A 20,754-nucleotide genomic window follows, 5' to 3' on the forward strand; every position below is an offset into this window, starting at 1 on the left:
CGGGGCTTTGCCCCGGACTTGAACATTATAGTGGACAACGCCCTGCAAAACAAGCCATAATGTACTTAAGTCGCTGCGTACACTTAGATGTGACGGGAGGATTCTGCAACAATATGGCTTATCATGTGAAAATTGATGTTTCACCGATATATGAAATGCTCAACAGCTTTCTGGTTTATGTTACGAAAAAATGGATTCAGCATCTGGATATAGGTCCTGAATGGATTCTGGAAGTGGAAGGCAAACTAAGTTCCAATGTACGAGCTGCGCTCGCACCTGCTGCCACTTGGCCATTTGATGATTTTGATGTCCTGTTTGCATGGGCTGCGTATCAAAATGATACGCAGGAGAATCAAGAGTTTCTGGACATGCTTGCCGGAATGACAGCGGATGACCTGTATGCACGTGTGTCTCCTCTTCTGCCCGCCCTTACCATAGAAGAATCTACGCGTATTCGGAACAGCTATGTCCCATTATTGCGACTATGGGATCAACACTACTGTCAGAATATAAGTGAAGATCAGCGTGTATGGCTCGAAGAAGATGCTGAAGAAAAACGCGTTTTGCTTGAAAAAATGGGATCTGAACTGCTCATTGAATATGCTACAGCTGGCGTTCTTGTTGAACCGATGCCTGGACTGAACGAAGTCATTCTGTTTCCAACGGTGCATAACCGCCCTATTAATATGTACTGCTTCTATGAGGGTATGATGATCATGCAGTATCCCGTAGATGCACCTGAAGAGAACGAAGACCAACCACCAACATGCCTTTTACGTTTCACCCATGCACTGGCTGATCCTGAAAGACTTCGCCTGCTTCGTTACGTATCGGATGAACCCAAATCCCTCGCTGAGATGTGTGAAGAATTGGGTAAAGATGAAGACACGGTCAAAGATCAGGTTATGGCGTTGCGCATCGCAGGTCTGCTGCGAACCCATCTGCTGGGAAGTAATCGTAAAGAGAAATACAGTATTCGTCCGGATGGCGTATCTGAATTGAATATGTTCCTGGAATCCTATATTCGCATATAATTTAGTTGAACCATTGTGGAGTTACTGGCAACAAGGAGTGAGTTAGATCATGAAAATAATGAAACAACATATTATGTTCGACCTTGATGATACACTCGTGTATTGCAACAAATACTTCAACCTGGTTTTGGGAGAATTCTTTGAGAATATGCAAGAGTGGTTTGATGGACATTCTCTGACAACACAAGAGATTCGGGAAAAACAACTGGAGATTGATGTAACCGGAGTGAACAAGCTTGGCTTTGCGAGTCATCATTTCCCGCAATCCCTGATTGACACCTATCGTTATTTCTCCGGCAAGTTCGCCAGATTAACCTCTCCCAGAGAAGAGTCTTATCTGAGCAAGTTGGGTATGAGTGTGTACGATCAGGAGGTTGAACCCTACCCTCATATGGTTGAAACGCTTGAGAACCTTAAAGGTGCTGGACATTCCCTATACTTATATACCGGCGGCGAAACCGTGATTCAGCAGCGCAAGATTGATCAGATGAAGCTCTCGGCTTATTTTGATGATCGGATCTATATCCGACAACACAAAAACGTCGAGGCACTCGAAGGCATTCTATCTAATGGACCGTTTGATCGTCGTGCAACATGGATGATTGGCAACTCACTACGCACAGATATCATGCCTGCTGTAAAAGCCGGAATTCACAGCATATACATCAAACAGCCGAACGAATGGCAATACAACATCGTAGAACTTCAGCCTAATCCGGAAACGTCGATGTATACCATCACTGCACTGGAAGAGGTACCAAAAGTCATACACGAAAATATACAACAGCAGCAACAGAAAAGGACCCTTGGTTAAGGGTCCTTTTGCTGTATGTTAACTGTTAACTAAGATCAAGCATCCTGCTTCTCACCAGATAATTTGCCTGTTACTACGTCCTGTAAAATAATCCGTGCTTTCACCGTACTCCCGTCTTTTCGTTTGAAAGACAGTACTTGCGTACTCCCCTTCTCAATCAGCGATTTTAACATCGTACTGGTGATTTTTTTGCCCGCATACTCTTTCCAGACTACAAATGAACAGCCTTCTTTGAAACGTGAGCATCCATAACCCTTCTTGCCCTCTATAATCTGACCCGTGCAGCCAGGAGAGGGGCAAGGTGCAAGTAACTCTCTCACTCCCGATGGGCTCGCACTTGAGGACGGCGCCTTAGTGGTCGCATTTTTCCCACTGCCGGCTCTCGATGAAGATGCCGAAGTCTGACGGGACGTTTTTACAGTTGAACTGCCACTAGCCGTCTTGGCAGATGTCCTTGTATTGCCGGCCTGGGTCCTGGCTCCTTTACCTTTCCCCCTGCCTGCCCGTGAATCTTCCCCAAAAGCATCTGCTGGGGCTGGGGCTTGTACACGCACTTTCTCAATGATGGACAAGGTGAATTTCTTGACGTTCTCCATGAACTTGTCCTGACTCGCCTCACCTTTGGAAATCTGATATAATCTTCTTTCCCATTGCCCGGTCATCTCAGGTGAAGTTAACAGATCTACGCCTGCACGGCGAATCAACTCAATAGCTGTTCTGCCTTTCAGCGTTAACTGCATTTTCTTCCCTTGCAGCGTAATGTAACCTACGTTTTTAAGACGCTCAATTGTAGCCGCACGTGTAGCCGGAGTACCTAGACCACTATCTTTCATCGCGTCTCGCAGCTCTTCATTCTCGATCTGCTTGCCTGCACTTTCCATCGCTTTCAGCAATGTTCCCTCGGTATAACTTTTGGGAGGCTGGGTCGCCTTCTCCTTGAACTCACTCTTCGTACATTGAACAGGCAATTCAGGTTGTACAGCAAAAGCCTTGTCCGTCCACTCTTCAGCTTCCTCATCCTCATTGCCGTTTTTCTTGCTCTTCTTCTTGCCTGCACCGCCCTGTTCCTGATCTCCAGAACCGAGAACCACTTTCCATCCGAGGGACAGCAGCTCTTTGACAGATGTCTTAAACTGATGTTTCTCCACTTCGGTGAGCACGGTATGTTGCTTATACTCCGCCGGAGGATAAAAGTGAGACAAAAACCGTCTGACAATCAAATCATAGATGTTTTGCTCATCCTTGGATAAGGTACCTGGTCGCTTTAATGTAGGCAAAATCGCATGGTGATCTTCAACCCTGCTTGGATTACATACCCCTTTATTATTCTTATGAACAAGCTCTGGCTTGGCCCCTTGCGCAAGCTCACTATAGGTACCATTTTTAAGCAGGTTTAGCGTTTTGTGCATACCTTCAATATTCTGTTCTGTAACATAGTTGGAGTTTGTCCGCGGATACGAAATTACCTTGTGTTTTTCATACAAGGCCTGTGCGATATCCAGTGTTTTTTTGGCACCATATCCGAACTTGGCATTGGCTTCACGCTGTAAAAGGGTCAGGTCATACAAACGATACGGATACTCCTTTGTCTGCTTCGCTTCGTATTTGGTAATCTGCCCTGTTTTGCCCTTCACACTGGCTGCAATGGCCTCTGCTGCCTCCGCATCGGTCAACTTATCTCCCTGACGCAGTCCCCGGTACTCGACACCTTCCTGCCGAAACCAGGCGGCTACTTCATAAAAGGTCTGTGACTGGAACGCTTCAATCTCTATTTCCCGATCGTAGATTAGCGCGAGTACCGGCGTCTGAACACGGCCTACAGACAACAATGCATTATGGCGGGTTGTAAACGCCCGTGAGGCATTCATGCCGATCAGCCAATCGGCTTCACTTCTGGCGCGAGCAGCATGGGTCAAATTTTCAAATTCAGAGGCATCCTTCAGACCATCAAAACCACGTCTAATGCTCTCTGCCGTCAAATCCGATATCCATAAACGCTTTACAGGCTGACGCAGCTTCAATTGCTGTTGTATGAGAGCGAAGATGTACTGACCTTCTCTCCCTGCATCGCAAGCATTAACGATCGCTGAAGCCCGTTTTGCCAGTTCTCCAATCATTTTAAGCTGATCTTTAGTCCTCGGATTGGGTACAATCTTGAACTGATCGGGTATAATCGGCAGATCCGCTATATTCCAGCGTTTGTACTTTGTATCATAGGCATCCGGTTCAGCCAGTCCAAGCAAATGCCCTATCGCCCAAGTGATGATGTAATGCTCACCCTCCAGATATGTGCGATTATTCTTGGCCTTTGGTTCTATGACGGCGGCAATGGTTCGACCCATGTCGGGTTTTTCCGCTATAACCAGTGTCTTCATCCGTCCATCTCTCCTCCTTCACCGTCCGCATGACGGCAAAAAGGGGCATTCCGCCGACGGAAGCCCCTTGCTTCTGAAACTCATTATATCAGATTTTGGATTCGGGAGCACCTTCCCGAAATGAATTATCCTGCTGCTTGTTCCTTTAATACATGTTTTTGTCTGCACTCTTTGCATACACCCTGGAAATCCAGACGATGATCCGTAACAGCAAAGCCATACTGACGCTCGATTTGTTGTTCCAAACGAAGCAGACCATCTTCCATAATCTCTTCCACTTTACCACATTCTGTACAGATCAAATGATGGTGGTGATGGGAACCGTCTGTACTTCGCAGATCAAAGCGCGCAGCGCCGTCACCAAAGTTAATCTTTTCAACGACCTGAAGGTCACTCAGCAGTTCGAGAGTGCGGTATACGGTAGCCAATCCAATCTCAGGGAACTGCTCCTTAACCAGCAGGAATACTTCCTCTGCGCTAAAATGATCCTTCTCATGTTCAAGCAATACACGTACAGTAACTTCTCGTTGTTGTGTTAACTTATATCCTTTTTCAACCAATTGATTTTTAATGTGAAAGATCTGTTCTGAAATGGACTTGTCCCGGTTACTTGCCATAGCAGGTCGCACCTCCGGTTTATATTCATTAAATTTTACTTTTAACGTACGAATTTCTTGGTTTCAGTGAATCCTTATTTATAATCATTATAATATAATAATAAATCTTTATCACCTAAAAAGCAATGCTATTGCTCACACTTACGTGAAATATGTAGTCTTTTCTATTCAATAGACAGCAAACAACCCTCGCTGATCGCGAAGGTTGTCATTGATATCTTGTTCTATACTTTTACACCAGAACCGAAGCACCCATCAAGTATTTGTCCACTTCACGAGCAGCCTCACGGCCTTCATTAATTGCCCATACAACCAAACTTTGACCACGACGCATGTCACCTGCTGCAAATACTTTATCCACATTGGTGTTGTATTTGCCGTAACGTGCCTTAACGTTTGTGCGACGATCTGTTGCAAGTCCCAGTTGCTCTACCAACGTTTGTTCTGGTCCATCAAAACCAATGGCAATCATGGCCATCTGAGCCGGGAATACACGCTCCGTACCTGGAATCGGCTGATAAATCTTGCGACCAGTCTCATCCACAATACGCTCGATCTGTACTGTATGCAATTCTTTGAGGTTCCCCTCATCGTCTCCGACAAATTTTGTTGTCATGATGGAGAACTCACGCGGATCTTGACCAAACAACGCTTTGGCTTCCTCTTGCGCATAATCAAGTGTGTATACGTTCGGGAATTGCGGCCAAGGGTTATTAATGCGATCACGTTCCATAGGCGCTTGTGTATGCGTACCGAATTGAGTGATCGTACGACAACCATGGCGCAGCGATGTAGCCACACAGTCAGATCCTGTATCACCGCCACCAATGACGATAATATCTTTATCTTTAGCGGACAGATATTGACCATCTTCCAGATTGGAGTCCAGATAACTCTTAATACTGCCATTCAGGAAATCCATTGCGTAATGAACGCCTTTCAAGTCGCTGCCTTCAATATTGAATTCACGCGGCTTCGTTGCACCACCGCACAATACAACAGCGTCATATTCATCCACCAGTTGTTGTGCTGCAATATCTTTACCAATCTCGGTGTTCGTAATGAATTGAATGCCTTCTGCTTCGAGCAGATCAACACGACGTTGAACTACGTTTTTATCCAATTTCATCGTTGGGATACCGTACATCAGCAATCCGCCGACACGGTCCGAACGTTCATATACGGTTACCGAGTGTCCTGCTTTATTCAACTGAGCCGCAGTAGCTAATCCCGCTGGACCTGAACCTACCACAGCTACACGTTTACCCGTACGTTTTTCAGGAGGTTGGGGAACGACCCATCCTTCTTCGAAACCTTTTTCAATAATTGCTTCTTCAATCGTTTTGATGGTTACAGGCTGACCAATTAAGCCAACTGTACATGATCCTTCGCAAGGAGCTGGACAGACGCGACCTGTAAACTCTGGGAAATTATTCGTTTTGTGAAGGCGCTCAAGTGCTTCTCTCCACAGTCCGCGATATACAAGATTATTCCATTCTGGAATCAGGTTATGCACGGGGCAACCTGACGTGCCGCCAATCATATCTATACCTGTATGGCAATACGGGGTACCACAATCCATGCATCGTGCACCTTGTGTTCTGAGCTCTTCTTCAGCCATGTGTTTATGAAACTCTTCCCAATCCTTAATCCGCTCCGCTGGCTCACGATCTGCTGGCAGTTGACGTTTGTATTCCATAAATCCAGTAGGTGTAGACATCTTACGTTTTCCCCCATCCGTTCTTGTCTTAATCCCTTCATGTGCATGGTTCTATATGAAATGGATTACTCATTACTTGAGTTTTTGTCTATTGTATCACAAAATCTTCTCGAAGATATTTCAATTATAGTAGCATTTACTGTGCTGAATATTAAATGGATTATCCGCATAATTATTTGTATTTTATACATCATATCTTTCAAGTCTACCCATGGTCAATACCCTTATTTTGGTGTTTAATGTGGTTTTGAACTGCGGAATCTGTTGTGTGTTAAAGAAATAAACTGTCGAAACGTTAAGTAAATGTCAGATAATTTGTCATCAAATCCAACATATTTTGCTATAAATCGTTCTCAATTCCGAATATCAGACCTGTTTTAGGGCTTCACAACGTTAAAACCCCAAAATTTTTACACTTTTTTACTATTTAATGCTTGAGCGTATGTATAATATACATAAATACCAATTACTTATGTTATATTAATGTTATATGTTATTCCAGTTTAAACAAGTGACTCATTTTTTTATAAAAGAAAAGACGCTGTTCACGAATATTTCGCAATCAGCGCCTCTCATCATACAAATGCGACCGAAGTCAGGAATTTCTTATGCCACATTTACCGTTTACGTTCGTAAAATTCGAATGTATACGCATGAACATTTTTTTCATCCTGTTCGCCTTCAATCTGTTCAATCAGTTCCCATTCGGACCAATCCACTTCAGGGAAAAACGTATCTCCCTCAAAATTCTCATGAATCTTGGTCACCACAAGACGATCTGCAAGTGGCAGGAACTCACGATACACTTGGGAACCCCCAATTACGCACAGTTCCTCACCTTTGGTTACACTCAGCCCTTCTTCAATCGTATGTACGATTTCAGCCTGTTCCACCTTGTAGTTCAGATCTCTTGTCACTACGATATTACGGCGCTGAGGAAGCGGCTTACCACCAAAAGATTCCCATGTGTTGCGTCCCATGATAATTGTTTTGTTCAGCGTACGTTGTTTGAAAAAGGCCATATCCTTGGGTAAACGCCATGGAATCGAATTATTCAATCCGATCACACCGTTCTCCCCCATTGCCCATACCAGTTCAATACTCAAGGGTAATACACTCCTTCAATCCAAGTCTCTTATCGAGATTGAACACATAATTAGACTGCAATTGGAGCCTTAATGCCCGGATGATGCTGATAGTTCTCAAACTCGAAATCTTCAAACGTATAATCAAAAATAGAATCCGGCTTACGTTTGATTACCAGCTTAGGTAAAGCATAAGGTTCACGCTCCAGCTGAGTTTTAACCTGATCAACATGGTTAGAGTAGATGTGAACATCCCCTCCAGACCAGATGAAATCACCCACCTCAAGATCACATTGCTGGGCGATCATATGAGTCAAGAGCGCATAACTCGCGATGTTAAACGGCAACCCGAGGAACGTATCCACGGAACGCATCGTAAGCATACATGATAATTTACCCTCTGCAACGTAAAACTGAAACGCAAAATGACAAGGTGGAAGTTTCATATTGTTGATCTCAGCCACATTCCATGCACTGACAAGGTGACGACGCGAATCCGGATTATTTTTGATCGAATCAATCACTGCGGCGATCTGATCAATTTTTTCTCCGTTTGGTGCTTCCCATGTACGCCACTGCGAACCATATACCGGTCCAAGATCTCCATTTTCGTCCGCCCAGTCGTCCCAGATCTTCACACCGTTTTCTTTCAAATAAGATATATTCGTATCGCCACTCAAAAACCATAACAGTTCATGAATAACCGATTTGAGATGAATTCGTTTGGTTGTTACCAGCGGAAATCCTTCGGAGAGATCATAACGGAGTTGTCTGCCAAATACAGATTGTGTCCCCGTTCCTGTACGGTCTCCTTTATGCACGCCGTTGTTCAGAATATCCTGCAATAAATCGAGATAGTTTTTCATGTTGATATCCCCTCACTAAAGAATATTTACACTTACCACTCCGATGACAGAACAACCTTCCGATCGCTGTTATCCCCAAATTTTTTTGAATTCCTTTTCCAAAGGTAAAATCCGGGGATAAAGGCGAAGCGTATGCTTCCGATGCAGCTTTCCTTCAGAAAGCTTTTAGCTCCGCTTCTTCAGATTTTTTCTGTCCTCTACGTTCTCGTGTAAAAGGTTAGTTAACTAAATACATAGACCGTGATTGGCTTGGAGCCACATCATGACTGATCATTACTACAGTGTACCACAATTCAGAAGTTGGATAAAATCAATTTACTGAAACTTATGAGCGTGTAAATTTTCATCATATTACATACACAAGTATCTTAAATTTCTCGGCTCTTGCTCAGAAAAAAGAGACGAATAACGCGTTAACGTTATTCGTCTCTTCTGATATACGTATAATGCCGGACGGATCCGAAGCTTAGATGATCTTAACGGGAGATGATGTGGATCGGGTGACCCATAACCAATTCCGCAGCTTCCATCACGATTTCGCCCAAAGTTGGGTGAGCGTGAATTGTGAGAGCCAGATCTTCCAAAGTTGCGCCCATCTCAATTGCCAAACCAAGCTCAGCAATCAAGTTGGAAGCTTCCAGACCTACGATTTGGCAACCCAATACAAGGCCGCTTTCTTCGTCAGCTACGATTTTCACGAAGCCTTCAGCGTGGTTCAAAGATACAGCACGGCCGTTACCCGCATAAGGGAACTTGCCAGCTTTTACTTTGTAACCTTTTTCTTTAGCTTCTTTTTCAGTGTAACCTACGCTGGAACACTCTGGATCTGTGAACACAACAGCTGGCATACATTTGTAGTCAACTACAGATGGTTGTCCTGCGATTGCTTCAGCAGCCACTTTACCTTCATAAGAAGCTTTGTGCGCCAGAGCCAAGCCAGATACGATATCACCGATTGCGAAGATGTGAGGAATGCTTGTGCGACCTTGGTGGTCAACTTTGACAAATCCACGCTCGTCAACGTCAACACCAATCATGTCGAGACCAAGTTCTCCATCCGTGTTTGGACGACGTCCAACAGTCACCAGCAAGTAATCTGCAGTAACTTCTTTGGATTCACCATTTACGGAATATTTAACAGTTACGTCTTTGTCCGTTTGCTCAGCACTTTCTGCTTTTGCACCCGTAACGATTTCGATACCTGTTTTCTTCATGTTTTTAGCCACAAGGCTAGTCATGTCTTTATCGAAACCTGGCAGTACTGTATCCAAACCTTCGATGATTGTTACTTTTGAACCGAATTTGGAGTACATTTGACCAAGCTCAGCACCGATATATCCGCCACCGATAACGATCATGCTTTTTGGTACTTCAGGCAAGTTCAGAGCTTCTGTCGAAGACAGAATGCGTCCGCCAAACGGGAAAGGTTTCAGTTCGATTGGACGGGAACCTGTTGCAATAATTGCATTTTTAAATTTGTAACGTGGAGACTCGTGGTCATTAAATACACGAGCTTCGTTTTCGTTAATGAACATGCACTCACCGTTGAAAACTTCAACTTTGTTGCCTTTGAGCAAACCAGCTACGCCGCCAGTCATTTTCTTAACAACGCCGTTTTTGAACTCTTGAGTTTTGCTGAAGTCCACTTTTACGTTCTCAGCAGAGATACCAAAAGCTTCACCGTGAAGTGCAGACTCATATTGGTGTGCAGCAGAGATCAGGGCTTTGGATGGAATACATCCACGGTTCAAACAAACACCGCCCAGTTCGGATTTGTCTACGATCAATACGCTTTGGCCCAGTTGAGCAGCGCGGATGGCAGCTACATAGCCGCCAGGACCCGCACCAATTACTAATGTGTCGATATTGAGAGAAGCGTCGCCTACTACCATATCTTACACCTCCATAACAAGCAGCTCAGGGTTAGCGAGCAGCTGTTTAATGTAATTCATAAAGTTTTGTGCTGTTGCGCCATCGATGATACGGTGGTCAAAGCTCAGGGAAAGAGCCATTACAGGTGCTGCAACTACTTCGCCGTTCTTGATCACTGCTTTTTCGCTGATGCGTCCTGTTCCGAGAATAGCAACTTCAGGGAAGTTGATGATTGGAGTGAAGAACATACCGCCAGCAGAACCGATGTTACTGATGGAGATTGTGCTTCCTCTCATTTCATTCGCACTCAATTTGCCCTCACGACCACGAGCAGCCAGATCACGGATAGAATCAGCAATCATCCAGATGGATTTACGATCAGCATCTTTGATAACAGGAACGATCAAACCGTTGTCTGTATCTGTAGCGATACCGATGTTGTAGTATTTTTTGTAAACAATTTCGTTAGCTTCTTCATCAATCATAGCGTTCAGAGCCGGGAATTGGCGGGAAGCCGCAACCAGTGCTTTAACGATGAATGGCAGATAAGTAACTTTTGTTCCTTTTTTCTCTGCAATTGGTTTCATGCGAGTACGGAAAGCAACCAATTCAGTTACGTCCACTTCGTCCATGATTGTAACGTGAGGTGCTGTGTAAGCCGATTTAACCATTGCATTAGAGATTGCTTTACGGATACCTTTGAATGGTACGCGCTCTTCTTCAAGGTATTGATCAGCTGCAGCCGCTGCTGGTGCTGCGGATTTTTTCTCTTCTTGAGCCGGAGCTTCGGAAGATGCCGCTGCGGAAGAACCGCCACCGTTTTTGAAGGATTCAACATCTTCTTTGGTTACTTTACCGTTGTTGCCAGTGCCGTTAACCTGAGCGATGTCTACACCTTGTTCGCGAGCAAATTTACGCACGCTTGGTGTTGCCAGAACGTCTTTGGCAGGTACTGCCGGAACGCTGTTGTTGCCGCCTTCTTTAGCTGCATCCGAGCTGGAAGCTGCTGCAGAAGAACCACTTGTGTCAGCTCCGCCTTGAGCTGCATCTTTCTCTTGCTCGCCTTGATCGCCAGCAGGAGCGTCGTCTTGCTCAGGAAGTTCGCCTTCTGCATCGATGATCGCTACAACTTCACCAACGTGGCAGACTTGACCGTCTTTAGCGAATACTTCTGTAACTGTTCCGTTAACCGGACAAGGTACTTCTACAACCGCTTTGTCGTTCTGTACTTCCATGATGATGTCGTCGTCAGTTACTTTGTCACCGACTTTGATGTGCATCTTGATGATTTCGCCTTCGTGCAGGCCTTCGCCCAATTCAGGGAATTTATATTCAAATTTAGCCAACTGAAAAACCTCCTTGATTATGTGCTCAATCCTGAAAACAACCCTTAACTCCAAGAAACAACTGTTACTGCTAATGCAAATAACTGTTACTCAAGGGGCTAATGGCTGTTTACAGTGCAGCTTGCGCTGCGGTGTGAATCACCATACTGCGCCTTGCGGCATGTCAGATGATTAAATTAGAAATTTACGACTTTGTTAACCGCAGCAACGATACGCGCCGGGTTAGGCAGCCATGTATCTTCGATTTGTGCAAATGGATATACAGTGTCCGGACCAGCTACACGCAGAACCGGTGCTTCCAAGTGCAGAATTGCTTTTTCATTGATTTGGGCAATGACTTCAGCTGCAACACCTGCGCTCTTTTGAGCTTCCTGTACAACAATTGCACGGTTTGTTTTCTTAACGGAAGCAACGATAGTATCGATGTCGATCGGGCTAACCGTACGAAGGTCGATAACTTCAACTTTGATTCCTTGTTTTTCGAGTTCATCTGCTGCTTTCACAGAAGTGTGAACCATCATACCGTAAGTAATGATCGTTACATCGGAACCTTCACGAACAACGTTCGCTTTACCCAACTCAACAACGTAATCTTCTTCAGGCACTTCTGAACGGAAAGCATGGTACAAGTTCAAGTGCTCCATGAAGAATACAGGATCGTTATCGCGAATAGAAGCGATCATCAGACCTTTTGCATCGTAAGGGTTGGAAGGAACAACGACTTTGATACCTGGTGTTTGCGTGAGCAGACCTTCCAGGGAATCTGTATGCAATTCTGCCGCTTTTACGCCGCCACCGAATGGTGTACGGAATACGATTGGAGAATTGTATTTTCCACCGGAGCGGAAACGCATACGAGCAGCTTGCACTACCATTTGGTCAAGGGCTTCGAAGATAAAACCAACGAATTGGATCTCAGCAACCGGACGGAAGCCTTGTACACCCAGACCTACAGCCAGACCACCAATAGCGGACTCAGCCAGTGGAGTATCGAATACACGCTCTTCGCCAAACTCTTTTTGCAGACCTTCCGTTACACGGAAAACGCCGCCTACATTACCTACGTCTTCACCGAAAAGCAGAACGTTAGGATCACGTTTCAACTCCACGCGAAGCGCATCACGGATTGCTTCTTTCATGTTCATTTGTGCCATTTGCTTCATTTCCTCCTTAAACATTGACAGTTCACATTTGAATTCGTACATGTATACCGGGACATTAAAGTCGCGGATGTTTATGCTTTATCGGAAAAAACTTATTGGAAATCAGCTTTTTGCTCTTCCAAGTGCTTAGGCGTTTGTTCGAACATGCTGTCGATCAAGCCTGAAATCGTCATTTTCTCGGTTTTTTCCGCTTTTTTGATCTCTTCATTTACTTTAGCTTTAGCTTCTTCTTTCACACGTGCTGTATCTTCTTCAGTCCAAAGACCTTTTTTCTCCAGATATTTAGCGAAACGTGCGATAGGATCTTTAGCAGACCATTCTGCCTCTTCTTCTTTTGTACGATACTTGGAAGCATCATCCGAAAGGGAGTGAGGACGGAAACGGTATGTTACTGCTTCGATCAATGTTGCGCCTTCTCCGTTACGTCCACGCTCAGCAGCTTCCTGAACAGCTTTGATAACAGCGAAGATGTCCATACCGTCAACTTTAACACCTTTGATACCTGCTGCTACCGCTTTGTGAGCGATGGACAGAGCTGCTGTTTGTTTAGCAAAAGGAGTTGTGATGGCATAACCATTGTTTTGTACAAAGAAGATAACAGGCAGTTTGTATACACCAGCGTAGTTCAGACCTTCATAGAAGTCACCTTCAGAAGAACCGCCATCACCTGTGTACGTGATAACAACTTGTTTTTGTTTCTTCAATTTGTAACCCATAGCGATACCCATTGCATGCAGAATTTGTGCACCAATGATGATTTGTGGCATCAATACATTAACGCCATCTGGAATTTGTCCACCATGTTGGTGTCCACGGGAGTACAAGAATGCTTGATAAAGAGGAAGTCCATGCCATACGAGTTGCGGAATGTCACGATAGCCAGGACATACAAAGTCTTCTTTTTCAATTGCAAATTCACTACCAACCATTGTAGCTTCTTGACCAGATACTGGAGCATAGAAACCAAGACGACCTTGACGGCCCAGGTTTACTGCACGGTCATCCCAAGTACGGGTAAATACCATGCGGTACATAATTTCTTTTAATTGATCATCGGAAAGTGTAGGCATCATGTCTTTGTTAACAATTTCGCCGTCAGGAGACAGCACGGACAGAGCTTCTACATCCTCTGTATACACTTCATAAGGAACCTTGCTCATTTTTTTCTTCACCTCAACAAAAAATTTGAATATCAAGTTCCGCTGTTATAATATTATTATACACCTGTTTCACTCCATACGTCAAAGAAATCCGTAATTTTTTTATGTTTCCTGCCGGATTGTATGTATAACAGGGGCTTAATATTGGTATAACAGCATAATACATGATTGCGTGTTTGACCTAACCCCGCACAAGGGTAATCTTACCGTATTGCGCGGTCGAATGCAAAAAATTAACCGAGAAAGGTGACGTTTTATGACGGATTCCCGCTATTTGAAACGCACGATTGTGAAGGAAGAGATTGAAAGTCGCTATCTCGGAGAGAAGCGAACGCTCCGTATTTACCTTCCCCCAGGCTATAACGAATTGCTTAGCTACCCTGTCGTTTATTGTCAGGATGGCGAAGAATTTTTTAATTTCGGACGAATTGCTACAACAGCTAACCAAATTATTCTGGACGAAGGAGCCGAACCTTTCATTATTGTAGGGGTTCAGGTCGATGTGTCTGTGAGAACGCAGGAATATGCTCCATTTGGAGATCGGTTCAAGGCATATACTGCTTGCTTCGCTGAAGAGATTATTCCCTATATAGAAGAGAAATATCCTGTACGCCGTTCTCCGCAGGAACGCATTCTTGCCGGAGATTCGCTCGGTGGCAGTGTTTCGCTTCATCTTGCTCTGTTATATCCGGATCTGTTCACACGTGTGATCAGCATGTCTGGCGCCTTCTACTCTGCTTCACAGGAAATCTATGCCGCAGCTGAAGATCTGTCCTGGCTCTCGATCTGGATGATCGTTGGTTTGCAGGAGACTGATTTTGAGGCAGACACGGGTACGTATAATTTTGTTCAATTAAACCGGGATACTCGAGAATTGCTGGAAAAACGTGGTGCCCTCGTCTCCTACCAGGAGAAAGACGGAAAACACCAATGGGGTTTTTGGCAGAAGGAATTGCCCGAAGCATTACTTTATTTTCTCCAGGAAAGATAAAAGGACCACTTTAACAGGCGGCTGAAATGCCGCTATTGTTTTTCATTTTAATGATACCGCTTACAATTGTAATCTGAAAAAGAAGCAGGATATCCTGCTTGCTTTAAGCGCTCTAATCCTGCTTCTTTGTCGAATTACAAATTGAGCATGAATTTCGTTTACTTTTTAGGCTAAGGAATGTTCCGCTTCAATCTTACTCAACAGAACATCGCAGCCTGCGTTAACCAGCTCGTACACCTCTTCAAAATTGCCTGTGTAATATGGGTCAGGTACTTCTCTGAGTTTTTCCTCGGGAAGCATGTCCATGAACTTGATGATGTCCGACTCAGCTCCACCTGGAACGTTGCGCACATTATCTGCATTCGAATTATCCATACATACAATGTAATCAAATTGAGTAAAATCTTCGCTGGCGAATTGTCTCGCTGCCATATTGGCATAGGAAATCTGGTACGAATCCAGCAAATTTCGAGTCCCTTCATGCGGAGGTTTACCAACATGCCAGTCCCCTGTACCCGCAGAGTCCACACGAATCTGGTGTTCAAGCCCCTTCTCCACGACTTTGTGACGCAGAACGGCTTCAGCCATTGGTGATCTACATATATTGCCCAGACATACAAACAAAACATTAATCATATTAATCCCCCTTGCTTAGCGTACCTTGAAGTACCGACGATGTTGGCTGTGTCACAATGCTCTCCGGCTGAGGACTGACGTTCCCGGTCTCAGACGGCACCAACGAACGACGTGGCAGTTTCCATTTATAATGTACAGAACACATCCGGAAAAACACAACGGCCGCGAAACAAAGCAACAATCCGGCATTTGTTGTTAACCAACCCATACCTATAACAAAACCGGCTGTCATTGCCCATACAGCATAGATTTCGTCACGCAATACAAGCGGTTTACGTCCTGCAAGCACATCACGAATAACGCCCCCACCAATACCGGTCATTACTGCTGCAACGATAACTGCGCTAATAGGATGTCCCATGTTCGCCGCGTAGAGAGCCCCTTGAATTGCAAATGCTGCGAGTCCGATTGCATCAAACAGCGCCTCTGTTCGCTTCCAGTGACTAATCCACTTGAGAGGTAATATAAACGCAATCGCTACTGATACTAGGGCTAACATAATAAGTGATCCCTGACTCCACAGTGTCGTTACAGGTATACCTATAAGTACATTCCGGATAATCCCGCCTCCGAATGCCGTGACAAGTCCAAGCACTAGTACACCCAGAATGTCATACTCCTCTTCCATAGCCACGAAGGCACCGGACATTGCAAATGCGATAGTGCCTATAATGCTGAATACTTCAAAAATGTGTAAGTCCAACCTGTTCAAACCTCACTTTTCAAGTCATCTCCATGTCGCTCTACCCATTGTATCCGCGAGCACTGAAATTGTGCAACCACATTTTGTGGATTATACTGGTTTGGTGAATATATTTGTACAGGTTCCAACATTATATTTGAACAATGACCTATTTTGCTCTGAATTAGGAAGGATGAAATAAAATGACGGTGAAACGAGTGGTTATTTTTACAGGCGGAAACTTATCTGTAGAATTACTTCAGGAAATACGAGAAGATGATATGATCATCGCGGCCGATCGTGGTGCATTATTTTTAATTGAACACGGCATTCAGCCTCACATTGCAGTAGGAGACTTCGACTCCATTACTGAAGAGGAATGTATCATTGTAAGCAATAATAGCATTCGGTTCATTACATGTGACCCTGTTCATAAGGATCTTACTGATACAGAAATGGCTTTTGAGACAGCGCTAGATTATGAACCTTCTCACATCTTAATGTTAGGTGCTACAGGTACACGTATGGATCACACACTCGCCAATGTACATATTATGGTTCGCGCGATGCAGCATCATATCTCCTGTGCCATTCAGGACAAGCACAATTACATGACACTGACCACATCCAAAGCTGTGGTTGAGCACCGTGACTATAAATATGTTTCTCTGCTCCCCTTGACTCATGAAGTTGCAGGAATAACTCTGGATGGTTTTATGTATCCGCTAGATCAAGCCACCATTCGCATGGGACAATCCTTGGGTGTAAGCAACAAGCTATTAGGCTCCTCCGGTACAGTCACTATTGATAGTGGCTTATTACTGATTATTCAGAGCAAAGATTGAATCTATTTGTATGCTTCATAATTATTTATTACGTTTTTGTAACCAGTGATTCAATGAAGAAAATAGGTTCACACATAACAAAGACCCTTGATATTCAATGGGTCTTTGTTGTTTCATCTTAATTCTTCATCCGTCAATGATTAATTTTTTGACATTTTTAATCATATTTTAATAAACATACCCAAACCATTGTGGCGCAAGGGATTACACTCCTCTATCCAATTTCTAGGCTGTTACAAAGCTGTTATACTCGCTCTAGCAACTTAACGAAAACGAATTTTGGAGGTACTAACTAACATGAAAACAAACATCTTTGTCCAAAAGGCCGTAACCGTCGGGTTGTGCGCTACACTAGGTTTTGGAGCTGTACTAATGACTAACGCACCTGTTGCACAGGCAGCAACTGCTTCTGTATCCAAAGGTCAACAAATTGTTAACTATGGCAAAAAGTTCACTGGAACTCCATATAAATTTGGTGCTTCAACTTCAACAACCAAGGTTTTTGACTGTTCTTCTTTTATGAAATATATTTTCAAAAAGTATGGTGTAGATTTGCCGCGCACTTCCGTGAAACAATCCAAAGAAGGTAAAGCTGTGTCTAAAGCTAATCTGCGTGTCGGAGATCTGGTATTCTTCTCCAGTGGTAGCCGTTCTACCGGCTCCAATGTCACTCACGTAGGCGTTTATGCGGGAAATGGTAAGATTCTGCATACGTACGGATCTCCAGGCGTAACCCTTTCTGATCTGAACTCCGGTACTTGGAAGAGAACGTATGTTAAAGCTCGTCGTGTACTTTAGAATCACATTATAGCTAATCAGTAAGGACCGGAGGTTACTATCCGGTCTTTTATTTTTACCCTCTTTTTGCCACACTCTAAACTGGTGTTTCATGGAACTAACTTCGTAATCTAATTTTTATCATGCAGCATATAACCGATCCCACGCACAGTATGAATCAGTTTCACACTTCTTCCCTTATCTACCTTAACCCTCAAATGTTTGATATACACATCCACAACGTTGGTATCCATCGCATACTCATATCCCCATACTTCCCGCAAAATATCACTCCGGGTACATGCTTCATTCACATGCAGAGCCAAATATTCCAGCAATTCGTATTCTTTTGGCGTTAATGTCAGGTATTCACCCGCACGATTTACCCGTCTTGAACGCAAATTGACTTTAAGATCATGAACTACAATTACTTCCTCACCCTCTGGTGTTGCATTCGCAAAAACACGCAATAAATTTCGTATTCTGGCAAGCATCACGGTCAAGTGGATAGGTTCCTCCATCACGTCATTAGCTCCGTAATCCAGCCATTCCACGATGAACTGAGGAGATGCATTAGAAGTGATAACGAGTAGAGGTATAACATGACCTTTATCTATCCACTGTTTTAACTCTAATTTCTGATCCTGGCCACAATGTTCATTCCCCTCTTCCTCGTCTACCAGGATGATCAGGTTAATATGCAGCAACGAAGGCTCGACGGATTGGTTTAGTTCGGACCACTCCATTCGTTGCACCTTATACCCTTCGCTACATAAAACATCCTGAATAAGGCTGACCTGCTCTCCTGCTCCAATCAGCAAAATGGCTGTTTTCACTCTTTTTCACCCGGCCTGTCTCTATCCCCACTGCTCGCAGCAATGGTTGGTACAGATAGCATGCCGTAAAATGAAAAAGTCCATTCCCTTAAGGGAACAGACTTTGTTTCTTTCTTGCTTTAACCAAAGTAGCGATGGACGAGCGTACGTGCTTCAGCTGTGTCTTTTGTTCCGTGTACGAGGACACGTCCATCTTGGAAAATGACCATTCTATAGACCCCTGTTGTAAAAGAAACCAGAAACGGATTGGATTCCACTTTTCCTTCTTGAAGTCTATCCAGACGTTCTGCCGTATGTTTAAGATCCAGATTCATACGCCGTGCAGGTCGGATCTGAACGGTGTCCCTGCCACATAACACATCGGTTTTCTCCAGATTGGACGCAGAAAGATATGGATACGTTGCCGAAGTGCCGCAGGAAGAACAGTCTTGCTTTTTCGCACCATCCACATTGATGGATATGTATTCGTTCCTCCACACGTCAAATGACAATAACTTACGTCTCAATGCATTTGCATTGCCACTAAGTAACTTCATCGCTTCTGCGGTCTGATTCGCCGTTACCATCTGTACCGCTTGAGGTATGATGCCAGACGTATCACAGGTATCTCCACCCAAAGGGACTTCACCCAGCAAACAATTTAAACATGGCGTATCTCCTGGCATAAACGTATAGGTGATGCCGTAACTACCTACGCATCCACCATAAATCCAGGGAATATGGTGTTTCTGTGCCATATCATTAATGAGTAGTCGGGTATCAAAATTATCCGTTGCATCCATGATCAAGTCGGTATGCTGAACGAGTTCTTCCAACTCATCTACTCTGACGTCCAACACTTTCCCTTCCACATGAACCGTGGAATTAATGGCAGATAAACGTTTTTCCGCTGCCATCGCCTTCGGCATCCGCTCAATCGCGTCCTGTTCTACATATAATTGCTGTCGCTGCAGGTTACTCCACTCCACATAATCACGATCCACAATCGTTAAGTGTCCAACTCCTGAACGAACTAACGTTTCTGCAATTCCTGTTCCGAGTGCCCCAGCGCCTACAATTAAAACTCTACTGTCGCTCAATTTGGCCTGGCCTTCCTTGCCAAGTGGCGCGTAACGTTCCTGTCTGGAATAACGATCGGCCTGTTCTGAGGATGTTAATTGATCTGTCATGTATGAACCATTCCTTCCACCGGACTACTGGCTGCTGCATAACGCTTTATGGGAATCATGCCTGCCTCATATGCCAATCTGCCTGCTTCTACCCCCAATCGCATCGCTTTAGCCATGCTCACTGGATCGCCTGATCCGGATACGGCTGTATTTAACAATACACCATCTGCACCAAGTTCCATCGCATAAGCAGCATCTTTTGGGGAGCGCAACCCTGCATCCACAATCACAGGTACAACGGCCTGCTCAATGATGATCTCAAGGTTATAGGGATTGATGATGCCTCTGCCAGCTCCGATGGGAGAAGCGCCAGGCATTACAGCATGTACGCCAAGCAATTGCAGCCTTTTGGCCAGAATGACATCATCCGAAATATAAGGCAATACCGTGAAGCCCTTTTCAAGCAAAATTTCGCAAGCCTTGTACGTTTCAATCGGATCTGGGAGTAACGTCATTCCATCTCCTATGACTTCGACTTTTATCATATCACAAAGTCCTGAAGCCCGCGCAAGCTCGGCAATCCGCACCGCCTCTTCCGCAGTGGAAGCCCCTGCCGTATTCGGAAGAAGTGTGTATTTGTCCAAATCCAACGTATCCAGGAAATGCTTCTGATTACGTTCCTCCAAATTTAGACGACGAACAGCAAAGGTTAAAACTTCCGTTTCAGATGCTTCCACAGCCTGACTTTGCACTTCCAGATCCGAAAACTTGCCTGTTCCGAGCAACAATCTGGACTCAAACGTATATTTACCAATGTTCAACATCA

The 20,754-nt window shown here is 44.4% G+C and carries 19 protein-coding genes; 5 read left to right on the plus strand and 14 right to left on the minus strand.

The window, feature by feature from the left end; translation table 11 throughout:
* Positions 1-113: 113 nt before the first annotated feature.
* Positions 114-1,034, plus strand: a complete 921-nt coding sequence (locus MHB43_RS18750) for an ArsR/SmtB family transcription factor (RefSeq protein WP_405117700.1) — start codon at positions 114-116, stop codon at positions 1,032-1,034.
* Positions 1,035-1,083: 49 nt separating this feature from the next.
* Positions 1,084-1,848, plus strand: coding sequence for an HAD family hydrolase (locus MHB43_RS18755; RefSeq protein ID WP_221821627.1), 765 nt, complete (start codon positions 1,084-1,086; stop codon positions 1,846-1,848).
* Positions 1,849-1,883: 35 nt separating this feature from the next.
* On the opposite strand, the gene MHB43_RS18760 is transcribed toward MHB43_RS18755, so the two are convergent.
* From MHB43_RS18760 to pdhA, 9 genes are all read right to left on the minus strand, one after another.
* A complete protein-coding gene (locus MHB43_RS18760; protein ID WP_405117701.1) occupies positions 1,884-4,223 on the minus strand; it encodes a DNA topoisomerase 3 in 2,340 nt (779 codons plus the stop codon).
* A 125-nt stretch (positions 4,224-4,348) separates the two neighbouring features.
* Complete coding sequence (locus MHB43_RS18765) at positions 4,349-4,840, minus strand: Fur family transcriptional regulator (protein WP_036613667.1); 492 nt, start codon at positions 4,838-4,840, stop codon at positions 4,349-4,351.
* A 232-nt stretch (positions 4,841-5,072) separates the two neighbouring features.
* The gene (locus MHB43_RS18770) at positions 5,073-6,560 is read right to left on the minus strand and encodes a glutamate synthase subunit beta (protein WP_221821631.1); all 1,488 of its coding nucleotides are present in this window, start codon (positions 6,558-6,560) and stop codon (positions 5,073-5,075) included.
* 617 nt (positions 6,561-7,177) lie between these two features.
* Positions 7,178-7,666 (minus strand): dihydrofolate reductase, encoded by a 489-nt coding sequence (locus MHB43_RS18775; RefSeq protein ID WP_036613663.1) that lies wholly within the window; start codon positions 7,664-7,666, stop codon positions 7,178-7,180.
* 50 nt (positions 7,667-7,716) lie between these two features.
* On the minus strand, positions 7,717-8,511 hold the full coding sequence (gene thyA, locus MHB43_RS18780; protein ID WP_339177114.1) for a thymidylate synthase: 795 nt from the start codon (positions 8,509-8,511) through the stop codon (positions 7,717-7,719).
* Positions 8,512-8,987: 476 nt separating this feature from the next.
* Complete coding sequence (lpdA, locus tag MHB43_RS18785; RefSeq protein WP_221821637.1) at positions 8,988-10,403, minus strand: dihydrolipoyl dehydrogenase; 1,416 nt, start codon at positions 10,401-10,403, stop codon at positions 8,988-8,990.
* 3 nt (positions 10,404-10,406) lie between these two features.
* Positions 10,407-11,729 (minus strand): dihydrolipoamide acetyltransferase family protein, encoded by a 1,323-nt coding sequence (locus MHB43_RS18790; RefSeq protein ID WP_091029377.1) that lies wholly within the window; start codon positions 11,727-11,729, stop codon positions 10,407-10,409.
* Between the two features lie 176 nt (positions 11,730-11,905).
* A complete protein-coding gene (locus MHB43_RS18795) occupies positions 11,906-12,883 on the minus strand; it encodes an alpha-ketoacid dehydrogenase subunit beta (RefSeq protein WP_405117702.1) in 978 nt (325 codons plus the stop codon).
* Between the two features lie 101 nt (positions 12,884-12,984).
* A complete protein-coding gene (pdhA, locus tag MHB43_RS18800; RefSeq protein ID WP_017688072.1) occupies positions 12,985-14,052 on the minus strand; it encodes a pyruvate dehydrogenase (acetyl-transferring) E1 component subunit alpha in 1,068 nt (355 codons plus the stop codon).
* Positions 14,053-14,308: 256 nt separating this feature from the next.
* On the opposite strand from pdhA, the gene MHB43_RS18805 reads away from it, so the two are divergent.
* Complete coding sequence (locus MHB43_RS18805) at positions 14,309-15,043, plus strand: esterase family protein (RefSeq protein ID WP_017688071.1); 735 nt, start codon at positions 14,309-14,311, stop codon at positions 15,041-15,043.
* 165 nt (positions 15,044-15,208) lie between these two features.
* Here the strand turns inward: MHB43_RS18805 and MHB43_RS18810 are convergent, their stop codons facing one another.
* The gene (locus tag MHB43_RS18810) at positions 15,209-15,679 is read right to left on the minus strand and encodes a low molecular weight protein-tyrosine-phosphatase (RefSeq protein WP_221821639.1); all 471 of its coding nucleotides are present in this window, start codon (positions 15,677-15,679) and stop codon (positions 15,209-15,211) included.
* A gap of 1 nt (position 15,680) precedes the next feature.
* On the minus strand, positions 15,681-16,382 hold the full coding sequence (locus tag MHB43_RS18815; RefSeq protein ID WP_076210112.1) for a trimeric intracellular cation channel family protein: 702 nt from the start codon (positions 16,380-16,382) through the stop codon (positions 15,681-15,683).
* 182 nt (positions 16,383-16,564) lie between these two features.
* On the opposite strand from MHB43_RS18815, the gene MHB43_RS18820 reads away from it, so the two are divergent.
* On the plus strand, positions 16,565-17,206 hold the full coding sequence (locus MHB43_RS18820) for a thiamine diphosphokinase (RefSeq protein ID WP_221821641.1): 642 nt from the start codon (positions 16,565-16,567) through the stop codon (positions 17,204-17,206).
* A gap of 297 nt (positions 17,207-17,503) precedes the next feature.
* Positions 17,504-18,004, plus strand: coding sequence for a C40 family peptidase (locus tag MHB43_RS18825; RefSeq protein ID WP_221821642.1), 501 nt, complete (start codon positions 17,504-17,506; stop codon positions 18,002-18,004).
* Positions 18,005-18,114: 110 nt separating this feature from the next.
* Here the strand turns inward: MHB43_RS18825 and MHB43_RS18830 are convergent, their stop codons facing one another.
* The 3 genes from MHB43_RS18830 to MHB43_RS18840 all read right to left on the minus strand — a co-directional run bounded on the left by MHB43_RS18830 (position 18,115) and on the right by MHB43_RS18840 (position 20,752).
* On the minus strand, positions 18,115-18,819 hold the full coding sequence (locus MHB43_RS18830; protein WP_405117703.1) for a winged helix-turn-helix domain-containing protein: 705 nt from the start codon (positions 18,817-18,819) through the stop codon (positions 18,115-18,117).
* Positions 18,820-18,938: 119 nt separating this feature from the next.
* Positions 18,939-19,988: a ThiF family adenylyltransferase gene (locus MHB43_RS18835; RefSeq protein ID WP_405117704.1), complete on the minus strand. Its 1,050-nt coding sequence runs from the start codon at positions 19,986-19,988 to the stop codon at positions 18,939-18,941.
* The gene (locus tag MHB43_RS18840) at positions 19,985-20,752 is read right to left on the minus strand and encodes a thiazole synthase (RefSeq protein ID WP_237175737.1); all 768 of its coding nucleotides are present in this window, start codon (positions 20,750-20,752) and stop codon (positions 19,985-19,987) included. Before MHB43_RS18840 ends, MHB43_RS18835 begins: the two co-directional genes overlap by 4 nt.
* Positions 20,753-20,754: the final 2 nt, after the last annotated feature.

The organism is Paenibacillus sp. FSL H8-0317 (assembly GCF_045040685.1).
Lineage (GTDB): Bacteria > Bacillota > Bacilli > Paenibacillales > Paenibacillaceae > Paenibacillus.